The 12,099-nt window shown below is 65.0% G+C and carries 12 protein-coding genes and 1 pseudogene; 12 read left to right on the forward strand and 1 reads right to left on the reverse strand.

Annotated elements, in window-relative coordinates:
• The first annotated feature begins 27 nt into the window (after positions 1-27).
• The 8 genes from AC5RVD_RS13015 (at position 28) to AC5RVD_RS13050 (ending at position 5,796) form a co-directional block, all read left to right on the forward strand.
• A complete protein-coding gene (locus tag AC5RVD_RS13015; protein ID WP_494127139.1) occupies positions 28-1,254 on the forward strand; it encodes a TadA family conjugal transfer-associated ATPase in 1,227 nt (408 codons plus the stop codon).
• Positions 1,251-2,108, forward strand: a complete 858-nt coding sequence (locus AC5RVD_RS13020; RefSeq protein WP_494127140.1) for a type II secretion system F family protein — start codon at positions 1,251-1,253, stop codon at positions 2,106-2,108. Before AC5RVD_RS13015 ends, AC5RVD_RS13020 begins: the two co-directional genes overlap by 4 nt.
• Positions 2,105-3,046, forward strand: a complete 942-nt coding sequence (locus AC5RVD_RS13025) for a type II secretion system F family protein (protein WP_494127141.1) — start codon at positions 2,105-2,107, stop codon at positions 3,044-3,046. The genes AC5RVD_RS13020 and AC5RVD_RS13025 overlap by 4 nt, the downstream gene beginning before the upstream one ends.
• Before the next feature lie 70 nt (positions 3,047-3,116).
• Positions 3,117-3,329, forward strand: a complete 213-nt coding sequence (locus AC5RVD_RS13030; protein WP_494127197.1) for a hypothetical protein — start codon at positions 3,117-3,119, stop codon at positions 3,327-3,329.
• 106 nt (positions 3,330-3,435) lie between these two features.
• A complete protein-coding gene (locus AC5RVD_RS13035) occupies positions 3,436-3,780 on the forward strand; it encodes a TadE family protein (protein ID WP_494127142.1) in 345 nt (114 codons plus the stop codon).
• A 49-nt stretch (positions 3,781-3,829) separates the two neighbouring features.
• Entirely contained in the window at positions 3,830-4,279 is a 450-nt protein-coding gene (locus AC5RVD_RS13040; protein ID WP_494127143.1) for a hypothetical protein, read from the forward strand.
• 86 nt (positions 4,280-4,365) lie between these two features.
• Positions 4,366-4,779 carry a pilus assembly protein TadG-related protein gene (locus AC5RVD_RS13045; protein WP_494127144.1) on the forward strand — a complete coding sequence of 138 codons (414 nt, stop codon included), beginning with the start codon at positions 4,366-4,368 and terminating at the stop codon, positions 4,777-4,779.
• A 249-nt stretch (positions 4,780-5,028) separates the two neighbouring features.
• Positions 5,029-5,796: a hypothetical protein gene (locus AC5RVD_RS13050; RefSeq protein WP_494127145.1), complete on the forward strand. Its 768-nt coding sequence runs from the start codon at positions 5,029-5,031 to the stop codon at positions 5,794-5,796.
• Positions 5,797-5,965: 169 nt separating this feature from the next.
• Here AC5RVD_RS13050 and AC5RVD_RS13055 read toward each other — a convergent pair whose 3' ends face one another.
• The gene (locus AC5RVD_RS13055; RefSeq protein WP_494127146.1) at positions 5,966-7,420 is read right to left on the reverse strand and encodes a S8 family peptidase; all 1,455 of its coding nucleotides are present in this window, start codon (positions 7,418-7,420) and stop codon (positions 5,966-5,968) included.
• A 180-nt stretch (positions 7,421-7,600) separates the two neighbouring features.
• On the opposite strand from AC5RVD_RS13055, the gene prfB reads away from it, so the two are divergent.
• From prfB to AC5RVD_RS13075, 4 genes and pseudogenes are all read left to right on the forward strand, one after another.
• Complete coding sequence (gene prfB / locus AC5RVD_RS13060) at positions 7,601-8,719, forward strand: peptide chain release factor 2 (protein WP_494113407.1); 1,119 nt, start codon at positions 7,601-7,603, stop codon at positions 8,717-8,719.
• Between the two features lie 353 nt (positions 8,720-9,072).
• Positions 9,073-10,278 carry a substrate-binding domain-containing protein gene (locus AC5RVD_RS13065; RefSeq protein ID WP_494127198.1) on the forward strand — a complete coding sequence of 402 codons (1,206 nt, stop codon included), beginning with the start codon at positions 9,073-9,075 and terminating at the stop codon, positions 10,276-10,278.
• Between the two features lie 110 nt (positions 10,279-10,388).
• Positions 10,389-11,153, forward strand: a complete 765-nt coding sequence (locus AC5RVD_RS13070; RefSeq protein WP_493989186.1) for an ABC transporter ATP-binding protein — start codon at positions 10,389-10,391, stop codon at positions 11,151-11,153.
• A gap of 173 nt (positions 11,154-11,326) precedes the next feature.
• Positions 11,327-12,025 (forward strand): annotated as a pseudogene (locus tag AC5RVD_RS13075) (ABC transporter ATP-binding protein); the annotation flags it as partial.
• Positions 12,026-12,099: the final 74 nt, after the last annotated feature.

Genomic DNA, 12,099 nt, shown 5'->3' on the forward strand with positions numbered 1-12,099 from the left:
CGCCCGAACTCTGAGGGGGGAGAAGGGATGGAGGGCATCCGGATCGTCGAGGGGGAGGTCCGTGAGCTGATCCGCCAACGAGGCTTGGACCCTGTCCGCCAAGGTCCGGAGGTCCGACGGCTGGTCGAAGCCGCGGTGACCGACTATGACGAGCGGTCCTTGCTGGGCTCTCTTCCGCCGCTCGGCCAACTGGACCATGCGCGCAGGTACATTTTCGACGCCGTGGCAGGATTCGGCCCCTTGCAACCGCTACTGGACGACCGCTCCATCGAAGAGATCTGGATCAACTCCCCGTCGGAGGTCTATGTAGCCCGCGGCGGTGAATCCGAGCTGACCTCCGTCTCGCTCACGCAGCAACAGGTTGCGGATCTGGTGGAGCGGATGTTGAAGTCGTCGGGACGTCGGCTGGACTTGTCGTCGCCCTTCGTGGATGCGGCACTCCCGGACGGATCGAGGCTGCATGTCGTCATTCCGGACATCACCCGCCAGCACTGGGCGGTCAACATCAGGAAGTTCATCGCCCGTGCTTCGCGGTTGGAGCATCTGGTCGAACTGGGCTCGCTGACGCCGGAAGCATCCCGGTTCCTGGGAGCGGCGGTCAGCAGCGGACTGAACATCCTCGTGTCAGGAGCAACGCAGGCGGGCAAGACCACCATGCTCAACTGCCTGGCAGCCGCCATCGGCAGCCGGGAGCGCGTGGTCACGGTTGAGGAGATCTTCGAACTGCAACTGCCCCTGCGCGACGTCGTAGGGCTCCAGTGCCGACAACCGAATCTTGAAGGGGAGGGCGCCATACCGCTGCGGCGGCTGGTCAAGGAGGCACTGCGCATGAGGCCCGACCGGCTGATCGTCGGTGAGGTCCGGGAAGCCGAAAGCCTTGACATGCTCGTGGCCCTTAACAGCGGGCTGCCCGGGATGTGCACGGTCCACGCAAACAGCGCCCACGATGCCATCACCAAGATTTGCACCCTGCCGCTGCTGGCCGGGCAGAACATCTCGTCCGCCTTCGTGGTTCCGACGGTGGCATCGTGCATTGATCTGGTGGTCCATTGCGTCCGCCGGCCAGACGGCAGGAGAGAGGTCGCGGAAATCGTTTCGCTGGGCCGGCGTGTGGAGAACGGGATTATTGAAACGTCCACCCTGTTCAGCCGTCAGGGCGGCCAACTTGAGGTGAGTCCTTCTGCCAGCCCCGCTGGGGAGAAGTTCGCCCGCGCAGGATATGAAGTCATGCAGTTGCTGGAACCGGTGCCATGACGACGGCGGCGGGACTCCTTGGCGGCGTGGGGCTCTTTTTGATTTGGTGGTCCTGCTGGGAAAAACCGCCCACCCAGCAGGTACGGCGAAAGCGGCCGGGCCGGCTCCAGCAAATGATCAGCCAGGCAGGCATCGAGAAAGTATCGTCGAGTGCGCTTCTGGCCAGCTGCGTGGCAATGGCAGCTTCAACTTTCCTGGTTGTGTTTGCACTCGCAGCATCCGGTCCCATCGCAGCCTGTTTCGGCCTGTTTGGGGGATGGCTCCCGTTCGCCCTGGTGAGTTGGAGGGCTCGCCGACGCGCCGCCGTCCTGCGCGAAATCTGGCCGGACGCCGTCGACCACCTCCGGTCGGCCATCCGGGCGGGACTCTCCCTGCCCGAGGCGCTGGTGCAGCTGGGAACGCGAGGTCCGGTGGAGCTGCGGCCGGCCTTCAGCCAATTCGCCTCCGACTACCGCGCGGGCGGGAATTTCGACGACGCACTGGAACGGCTGAAGGCAAGGCTGTCCGATCCGGTGGCCGACCGGATCGTGGAGGCGCTGCGCATGACGCGCGAGGTCGGCGGTACCGATTTGGGCAGGTTGCTCGGGACCCTGGCGGATTTTCTCCGCGATAGCGCGCGGACCCGCAGTGAACTTGAGGCCCGCCAATCATGGACTGTCAACGCTGCCCGGCTCGCCGTTGCCGCCCCGTGGATCATCTTGATGCTGCTCGCAACCCGGCCGGAAGCTGTGGCTGCCTACAACACGACCGTCGGGGCGGCCGTCCTGCTGGGCGGGCTGGTGGTGTCGATCGTGTGCTACCGACTGATGCTGCGCATCGGATCGCTCCCCGAAGAGGAGCGGGTGCTCCGGTGAACCACACAGCTGCAACGGCAGCCTTCTTGGGCCTCACGTTGGGAGTGGGCCTCTGGCTGACGGTCGTCCGGTTGCCGTTCTTCCGCCGCAGCCGTTTCGCGGACCGGATCGCCCCGCAACTGAAGTCGATCGAGATGAAGTCGCGGCTGCTGGACGGCGGATCGGGAAACGTCACGCCGTTTGGCCCCTTGGAACGGATTTTCCGCCCTGTGCTCCGTGACTCGGTCACCTGGCTCGGGAAGTTCAATTTCGGTTCCACTTTATTGTCGAAGCGGTTGCTGCAGGCGGGACGCCGGCAGGGCACCGTCGATTTCCGCGCCGAACAATTGCTGTGGGCGGCGGCGGGTTTCGTCATCGGTATTGCGTGGACGATCACCTCGGCGGCAGGAGATTCGCTGGATCCGGTACTTGCGGTAATTCTCACCCTGGGCCTGGCAGTGGGCGGGTTCATGCTGCGGGATTACCTTCTGAGCGTCCAAATCCAACGCCGTGAGGAAAAGATGCTGGCGGAATTTCCCAGCTTGGCGGAGTTGATGGCACTTGCAGTCAGCGCTGGAGAGAGCGCCACGGGGGCATTAGAGAGGATCTGCCGCAGCGCCCAAGGCGAACTCGCCGGCGAATTTGCGGTGGTGCTCGCGCAAACGCGATCCGGTACGCCGATGTTGACGGCACTGCAGGAGTTTTCACACCGGACCCGCTTGCCGGCGCTGGTGCGCTTCGTCGACGGGATCACCGTTGCCGTGGAGCGCGGAACTCCGCTGGCGGACGTCCTGCGGGCGCAGGCCCAGGACGTGCGTGACATGGCGAAGCGGAATCTGATGGAATCGGCCGGAAAGAAGGAAATCGGCATGATGGTGCCGCTGGTATTCGGGGTCTTGCCCCTGACCGTGCTGTTTGCCGTGTATCCGGGCATTGCGCTGATCAACCTCGGCTGGTGAAGTCCACCGAGGGAAATTCTCAATGGGGGTCTAAAAGGGGAGGAACTACGACATGATGAAACTCTCACTCATGTTCACCGCCACGATTTCGCTGCTGTGGAGCGGCGGGCTGGACCGACTGCGACGTGCGGCTCGGCCCGATGATGGCGAACGCGGAGATGTACCGGGGTGGGTGATGATCACCCTGATGTCGGCCGTGCTCGTGGCAGGCATCCTGGCCCTGGCCAAACCGGCTCTGGAAGGACTGTTCAACGACGCCATTGGCCGCGTGACCCAGCCCTGACATGGGATCGAGTGACGGGGCCCGCCGGGTGCGGCCGTCCACCGCTTCCCGCGTCGGCAGCGGTTTCGTTCGGGGCCGGGACCGTTCCGACCGAGGGTCTGCGAGCGTGGACTTCGTGTTGGTGGGCGGTGTCCTCACCCTGATATTCGTGTCGATCATGCAGTTGAGCCTGGTCCTGCATGTGCGCAACACGCTCATCGACGCCGCGGGGTCGGGTGCACGCTACGGAACTTTGGCCGACCGAGACGCCGCCGACGCGCACGAGAGGACCGTTGACTTGATCTCTGCTTCGCTGACCGACGATTACGGTCAAGATGTCCAGGTTGAAGAGATCGCCCGGTCCGGCGTTCCCACGTTACGGGTTACGGTCCGGGCTCCGCTGCCTGCGCTCGGACTGATCGGTCCCCGGGGTGCGCTGGAAGTCCACGGTCATGCGGCTCTTCCGCGCTGACGGGCCCAAGGGCCGCCGGACCCATTCCGAAACTTGCCGGAGGAGTACGGTGACGGGCTTGTGGCAGCGGCTGAAGGACTGCCTGCAGGCAGAGGATCCGGAACGGGGGAGCGCCGTCGTTGAATTCGTCTTCCTTGGCACGCTGCTCCTGGTTCCGGTGGTCTATTTCGTCATCTCAGTCTCACAGGTGCAGGCCGCGTCGTTCGCCGTCGTGAGTGCCGCTGATCAAGCGGCGAAAGTGTATGCGGGGTCCGACGAAGCCGCAGCTGCTGGTCAGGCCGCGCAGCAGGCGGCGCTGTTGGCCGCCGAGGACTTCGGTTTTGACCCGGAGCGTATGGATATCAGGATTAGCTGCGGCAATGGAGCGTGCTTGGAAGCGGGGTCCTGGGTCACCACGGAAGTCGAAATTTCGATCCCGTTGCCGTTGCTGGACGCCACGGGCCTCACCATGGCGACCGTGAACTCCTCGGCGACCCAAATAGTGGAACGGTACCGATGATGCCCGAAAGGCCTTTAGTCGCCGGGAGTGCCCATTGCACCGCCGGCGCAGGAAGCCGAAGCGACGGGACCGACGATGAAGGCCAAGTGCTGGTTCTGCTCATCGGCTTTGTGTTGTTGAGCCTGTTGATCCTGACCGTGGTGATGGGTGCCTCCGCCGTCTACGTCGAACGGAAGAAGCTGCTGTCTGTTGCGGATGGGGCCGCACTGGCTGCCGCAGACACTTTCGTCTTGGCCGACGTCGAAACGGGCTCGGGGACGCCCGTGCCAACGCTGAATGACGAATCCGTGAGGGGATCCGTCTCGCGGTATTTATCCGACACGGGTGCCTACGGGAGGTTTGAACAGCTAACCGTAGGCGGCGACACCGGCTCACCGGAGCAGCGTACGGCGCACGTGGTCCTGAGCGCGGTCATCAGTCCGCCGGTGGTCAATTTCCTGGTCCCGGCGGGTATTCCTGTGATCGTCTCCAGCGATGCGCGCTCGGAACTTAGACGCTGACCGAAACGCTGAAAGTGCGCCCGGCCCGGTACTGCGACTGCTGTCGGGATGGATCTCAACCTTCCGCTAGGGCTGTACTCCACCGAGACGGCACCAGCTGTGTCAGCGCCTTGTCACTAGGTCCGTGGCCGACGCTTCGACTGCAAGGTCGGCGAAGTAGAGGGACGCCGCCGTTTATGTCCGACCATCGCCATATAATTAAAGCATTCACTCGCACGTGAGTTGAACTAGTCTGAAAGTTGGGGATCCATGTCTGAAAACAATCCAATGCGGCCTGCCCAAAATCCGTGGCAGGCGCCGCAGCAGAGCTCGAAGCCGAAGAAAAAGAAGTGGCCGTGGATCGTCGGCGTTATCGCCGTGCTGTCCCTGTTCGGCGGCATCAGCAACGCACTCAACGGGGACACTACTCCGGCCTCAGCCACCGCTTCTGTAGAGCCCACAGAAGATGCCTCCAAGCGGGCACAGGATGAGGCTGACGCCGAGAGGGCAAAGGAGAAGGCGCTCAAGGAAATGGAAGCTGAGCGCGAGGCTGAAGAGAAGCAACGCGCCGCTGAGGAAGAGGCTGAGCGCAAGGCTGAGGAGAAGCGCCTGAAGAAGGAGAAGGCTGAAGCCAAAAAGGCTGCGGCCGAACGGAAGGCAAAGATCAACAACGCGCCTGAACTTAGTGAGCGGGAAATGCAGTTGTTGGTGAAAAACCCTGACAAGTACAAGGGCGATGTGATCGCGTTCTACGCCGCTATCACACAGTTCGACGGTGCCACGGGCCCGTGCACCTTCCGTGCCAACATCGCACACACGCCAATGGGCGCTTGGTATGACTACGACCACAACGCCATGTTGATCGGCAAGGAAGCAGTAACCTCTGGCATGGAGGACTGCCCTCAATTGGAGGACTTCGTGAATGACGACCTGGTGCGCATAACGGCCACTTCACTTGGCGCACACACCTACGACACGCAGATCGGTGGCAGCACCACGGTCCCGATGTTCACTGTTGAAAAGATCAGCCTGCAGTAGTTCAGGTGCGGCTGACCACCCCGCCCCCGCCTGTACGGGGGCGGGGTGCCTATTTAAGGCTCCTAGGCATGTAGCGGGTCTGCCTCGCGGCGGCAGCTTTTGGCGCGCGCGCAGGCTTTAAACCAGAAGTTGCAGGCCCCAGGCAACTGAAAAATCTGGCTGCTTTTCTCTAGAAGGGCATCACGGTACTCAGGTAACCGTAGTACCGGCCCGGGACCGGTCGCAGGGGATCACCAATGAACCCATACTGGGGATTCTCGTGGTTGTACTCCGCGACCACTGCGCGGAATTGCTCTATCACGGCCGTCCCGTCGCCATGGCAGACCTCGCTCTCCAAGCATCGGGCCACCGAGCCGGCGACGATCGGACTGGAGAAGCTCGTGCCGGATGCGGTGGCGTACCGGTCTCCCGGGACCGTAGAGGTCATGCACACTCCGGGGGCCGCGACGGTATGCTCCTGGTCCGCAGGCCGGGTGGCGAAGTTGGAGAAGAAGGCGAACTCGTCGTCGGGGTTGGGAAAAGTCGCTCCACTGCAGCTCGCTGTTCCCTTGCCACCGGGGCGGCCGTCGTAGTCCGCCATGGCCGTGGCGGTGAGCACCTCGTCATACGCGGCCGGAACAGTGTTCGAGAAGTCCGCGGTCGCATTGCCGGCGGCGACCGTCCAGACGACCCCCTCCTCGGCACCCTGGCAAATCATCTTGTGCAGGGGATCGACACCGTTGCCGCAGGTTCCCTGCTCTTGGCCGGGGCCGCCGAGGCTGATGTTGGCGACCCTGATGTCGTTGTCCGGGTCCCCGTCCGTGTGAGTGGAGACCACCCAGTCGGCGCCGCAGAGAATGGCAGCTTCTGTGATGGTGCCGTCGTCTGCGATAACCCGGACGGACCACAGCGGGGCGCCGCTCGCGGTGCCGATGATCCCTGCGTTGTTGTTCTTCGCGCCAAGGATCCCGGCGACCATGGTCCCGTGCCCGAACAGGTCAACGGGAGCTACCTCGACCGGGGTGCCTGACGAGCAGTCCACCCCGCCGCGGACGTTCAGGTCCGGATGAGTGCTGTCGATGCCGGTGTCGATGACGGCGGAGTTGACCGTGATCTGCCTGCCGTCCTCGGCAGCCTCCTCCGGCGTGCCGCCGACCCGCAGCCACCCGGGATGGAGGAATTCCGCGCCCGTGGTTCCGCTATTGTCGCCAGTCACGTTTTCCGGCAACGCGAATTGCCGCTCGGGCGTAACGAATTCAACGGCCGGGTCGGCAGCGAGCTGCTTCGCCTCCGAGACCGTCATGGTGCCGGAGTATCCCTTCAGCGCGTGTTCGTAGGTGTTGGACCGCGTAAACCCGTACTTCTCCCCGTGGGCCGTAGCGGTGGAATCGACATTCCCGATGCTGTCCTTAAGGACGACCGTGTAGCCGTGTTCTTCTCCCTCGGCGGCGGCCCCCGCAGCGACGGCCCCTGCGGTGGAGGCGGTGGAGGGTCCGGAAGCGGCGACCACGGTCGCTGCGGCCAGCACGAGCGCGCAGAAAGCCCCCAGGATTTTTCGCGACGTGGTTGACGGCGGCCCGTCGTGACGTTCGAGCTTCTGCCTCTTCCGCAGGCTCTGAACAGATCCGTGACTTTGACTGGGCATTGCAGCCTCCCCCAATAAGTGGACTTAGATCAGGCCCCAACCCCGTACGCGGTACCTGCGCAACCTGCACCCCGCCCTCTCCAAAGGTTATTGCAAGGGCCTGCGCTTGAGCTAGGGGCAGCCCGGCGCCGTTTTTCGCGGGACAGAGGTTTCCCCGCCATGGCGTAGGCTGGGAGAACCATGGCTGAGATCGACTTTCCCGCTGAAATCCGCGCTCTGCGCGCCACGTATGAATCCATTGAAGCCGTCTCCGACGCGGAGGCGATCCGCAAAGATATTGCCGAGCTGAGCGAGCAGGCGGGCGTGCCGGATCTGTGGGACGACCCGGCCGCGGCGCAAAAAATCACCTCCAGGCTTTCGCACCGCCAGAGCGAACTGGAACGGCTGGAGAAACTGGCGGCGCGGATCGACGATCTGGAAGTGCTGGTCGAACTGGGCCAGGAAGACGCCGGCGACGAGGACTCCATGGCCGAGGCGGCCAGCGAACTGACCTCGCTCAAGAAGGCGCTCTCCGAACTCGAAGTCGTCACGCTGCTCTCCGGTGAGTACGACGAGCGCGAGGCCGTGGTGACCATCCGCTCCGGCGCCGGGGGCGTTGATGCCGCCGACTTCGCCGAGATGCTGATGCGGATGTACCTGCGCTGGGCCGAACGCCATGGCTACCCGACCCAGGTGCTCGACACTTCTTATGCAGAAGAGGCCGGGCTGAAGTCGGCCACGTTCGAGGTCAAGGCACCCTATGCCTTCGGCACCCTCTCCGTGGAGGCCGGCACGCACCGTTTGGTGCGGATCAGCCCCTTCGACAACCAGGGCCGGCGCCAGACCTCGTTCGCCGCCGTCGAGGTCATCCCGCTGATTGAGCAGACAGACTCGATCGACATCCCGGACAACGAGATCAAGGTGGACGTGTTCCGCTCCTCCGGTCCGGGCGGGCAGTCGGTGAACACCACCGACTCCGCCGTCCGGCTGACCCACATCCCCACCGGGATCGTTGTCTCGATGCAGAACGAGAAGTCGCAGATCCAGAACCGCGCCGCCGCGCTGCGCGTGCTGCAGTCCCGGCTGCTGCTGCTGAAGAAGGAGCAGCAAGACGCCGAGAAGAAGGCGCTCGCCGGCGACGTCAAGGCGTCATGGGGCGATCAGATGCGCTCCTACGTGCTGAATCCGTATCAGATGGTCAAGGATCTTCGCACCGAACACGAGGTTGGCAATACCAGCGCAGTATTCGACGGCGAAATCGACGACTTCGTCGACGCCGGCATCCGCTGGCGCGCCAACAACCGCAACGCGGAAAACTAACCGCGAATCGTCGCACGAGGCCCGGCCGTTCCATCAGGAGCGGCCGGGCTTCGTCGTTTGGGGGAGCGTTCAGCGCTGCCCCGGCCGGCGAAGGGCATCCGGGCTGTTCTGCGTCTCCTCCTGTGGTCGCTTCGCCGTGCCCCAAGCTGGCCGGTTTTGCTGCCCGCCCCCGGAATTTCGGCGCCTGCAACCGAATCGTGACCTTCCGACCCGGCGCGACTGTTGACACCCCTGTGAGCCACACCATAGATTTGCCGTAATCTGAATCACCTTTCAGGTTGGGGGACCTGACCATCAGGTTCAGACAGTTCCAGAGTTACTCCTTGACAGATTTTTCAACGAAAGGCATCGGAGTGAAGGCAACGAAGAAGTTCCTGATGGCCGCCGCGCTGGTCACCGGACTTGCGGTGAGCGCGTGCGCGCCGACCGCCGGCGGCGACACCGCGGGCGCGGCCGGCGAGGAAGGCAATGCCCCCGAGAGCATCAACGTGGGCATCGTTTATTCCGAATCCGGCCCGCTGGCCGCCTACGGCGCGGCCTACTACCAGGGTCTGCAGGCCGGCATCGACTACGCCACCGAGGGCACCGGCGAGGTCAACGGCACCAAGCTCAACCTGACCTACCACGACGACGGCGGTGACCCCGACAAGGCGGTCAACGTCGCCAAGGACCTGATCGGCAAGGACTATAAGATCCTGGCCGGCACCGTGGTGTCCGGCATCGCGCTGAAGCTCGCGGAGCAGGCCGCGCAGAACAAGGTGCTCTACATCTCCGGTCCCGCCGCCACGGACGCGCTGCAGGGCATCAACGACTACACCTTCCGCTCCGGCCGCCAGAGCCTGCAGGACGTCGCAACGGCAGGCACGTTCGTAGACGACCTCAAGGGCAAGAAGGTCGTGGTGTTCGGCCAGGACAACGCGTTCGGCCAGGGCAACCTCGCCGCCGTCGAAGCCGTCCTCGGCGAGCAGGGCGCCGAAGTCGATGACGTGCTGGTACCCGAAGACGCCACCGAGTTCACGCCGTTCGCGCGCCAGCTGATTGATGCGAAGCCGGATCTGGTCTTCGTGGCCTGGGCAGGCGCCACGTCGGGATCCATGTGGCAGGCACTGAGCCAGCAAGGCGCGTTCGACGCCGCCCCGATCGTGACCGGCCTGGGCGACGCCGCGACCTTCGGCGCCTACGGCAAGGCCTCGGACAAGATCAGCTTCCTGAACCACTACTTCCCGGGAGCAGCCGGCAACGACGTGGAGAAGGCCATGATCGAAAGCGTTGAAGCCGAAGGCAAGAAGGCCGACCTCTTCACCCCGGACGGCTTCGTCGCCGGCCAGATGATCGTGCAGGCGGTCAAGGAGGGCGGCAACGACGTCGACGCCATGGTGGCGGCGCTGGAGGGCTACAGCTTCGAAGGGCCCAAGGGCGAGACGACCATCCGTGCCTCCGACCACGCGCTGCTGCAGGAGATGTACCAGGCCAAGCTGGTGGAGAAGGACGGCGAGTGGGTGCCTGAGCTGATCAAGGCGATTCCGGCCGACGCGGTGGCTCCGCCGGAAGCCAAGTAACCGCAGCAACCCCAGCAGGCCCGCACTGCTGCAGTACCGGGGCGCCGCCGACCTACCCGGCGGCGCCCCGAACCGCGGACAGGATCCTCGACCGGACAGAAAGTGACATGATGACCTCCCCAGATCAGCCCGCGCTCACGGTGCATGGCCTCGGCCTGCAGATCGGTGGCGCCCGCATCCTCGAGGATGTCGGATTCTCCGTCGCGACCGGAGAAATGGTCGGCGTGATCGGACCGAACGGTGCCGGCAAGACCACCTTGTTCAACCTCATCTCCGGAGTCCTGAAGCCGACGGCCGGTTCCATCACGCTCGACGGCAAGGACGTCACGTCGGCCTCGATCCACAGCCGCGCCCGCGCCGGCCTGGGCCGGACATTCCAGACGTCCAGCCTGTTTCCGCGGCTCAGCGTGCTGGAAAACGTCCGGCTCGCGGCCCAGGCAGCCCTCGGCGGAAGCGTCACGGTGTTCCGGTTCCCCTCGCGGACGGATTCCGCGACCGCCGCCGCAAAGCAGAACGTGGCCGAGGTCGGGCTGGAGGACAAGCTGCACACCGCCGCCGGAGACCTCGCCCACGGCGACAAGCGCAAGGTGGAGATCGCCATGCTCCTGGCCGGCAACCCCTCGGTCATCCTGCTCGACGAGCCGATGGCCGGGGTGGCCTCCGGCGACGTGCCGGGGCTGAGCGCGATCATCCGCCGGATGCACCGCGACCGGGGCTGCACCGTGATGATGGTCGAGCACCACATGGACGTGGTCCTCGGGCTGGTCGACCGCGTGGCGGTCATGCACCACGGCAAGCTGCTGGCCATCGACACCCCGGACGCGGTGATGGCCAATCCCACCGTCCAGAGCGCCTACCTGGGAGAACCCGTATGAGCCAGCTACCGGAACGCGGCGTGGCCGGGGCGCAGGACGCGGCCCCTGAATCAGACCGCGCAGACGCCACCTCCATTGCGCCAACCCATCATCAGCCGCACAAAGCCGCGGCCACTGCCACTGCCACGGCCACGTCGCCGGCCGCAGCACGGCCGGGCGGCCGCGGCCGCCCGGTGCTGGAGGTCGCTGGGCTCACCGCGCACATCGCCGGCCAGCAGGTGGTGGAGAACGTCAGCTTCTCCGTGCCGGCCACCGGCATCACAGCCCTGCTGGGCCGCAACGGCGTAGGCAAGACCAGCACCATCAAGGCCATCATCGGCCTGATCTCCCGCAGCGGCAGCGTGATGCTGGATGGTGCGCGGATCGACAAGGAAGCGACCTTCAAGATCATTCGCCGCGGGGTGGGCTACGTTCCGGAGGACCGGGAGGTCTTCTCCAAGCTGACCGTGGCGGAGAACCTGCGGCTGGCCGAACGGGACGCCTCGCCGCGCCGGCAGCTGGTGGAGGAACTCTTTCCCGACCTGCTCAAGCGCGCCTCGCAGATGGCCGGGACGCTCTCCGGCGGGCAGCAGCAGATGGTCTCGCTGGCGCGTGCGCTGCTGAATGAGAACAAGCTGCTGCTGATCGACGAGCCGACCAAGGGCCTCGCGCCCAAGATCGTGCAGGAAGTCTCCGAGACGCTGGAACGGGCCGCCGCAACCGTGCCGATCCTGCTGGTGGAGCAGAACCTGCAGGTGGTCCGCCAGCTGGCCGCCGGCGCGGTGGTGCTGTCCGGCGGGAGGGTGGTCCACACAACCGACAGCGCGCTGGAATTTCTGGACAACGAAGACCTGACCCAGCGGCTGCTGGGCGTCCACGCCGAAGGCGGCCACGGCGACGAGGCCGCCCCCGCCGCCGGCGGACACGCCAGCGAAGCCGTAGGCGGCGCCCGGCACGGCCGGGACGC

It is taken from the genome of Arthrobacter sp. THG-b23, from assembly GCF_059091265.1.

Bases quoted from the DNA above. Each gene is read 5' to 3' on its own strand.
- AC5RVD_RS13015 (WP_494127139.1), top strand. From the start codon at position 28: ATGGAGGGCATCCGGATCGTCGAGGGGGAGGTCCGTGAGCTGATCCGC.
- AC5RVD_RS13020 (WP_494127140.1), top strand. From the start codon at position 1,251: ATGACGACGGCGGCGGGACTCCTTGGCGGCGTGGGGCTCTTTTTGATT.
- AC5RVD_RS13030 (WP_494127197.1), top strand. From the start codon at position 3,117: ATGTTCACCGCCACGATTTCGCTGCTGTGGAGCGGCGGGCTGGACCGA.
- AC5RVD_RS13050 (WP_494127145.1), top strand. From the start codon at position 5,029: ATGTCTGAAAACAATCCAATGCGGCCTGCCCAAAATCCGTGGCAGGCG.
- AC5RVD_RS13055 (WP_494127146.1), bottom strand. From the start codon at position 7,420: ATGCCCAGTCAAAGTCACGGATCTGTTCAGAGCCTGCGGAAGAGGCAG.
- prfB (WP_494113407.1), top strand. From the start codon at position 7,601: ATGGCTGAGATCGACTTTCCCGCTGAAATCCGCGCTCTGCGCGCCACG.
- AC5RVD_RS13070 (WP_493989186.1), top strand. From the start codon at position 10,389: ATGACCTCCCCAGATCAGCCCGCGCTCACGGTGCATGGCCTCGGCCTG.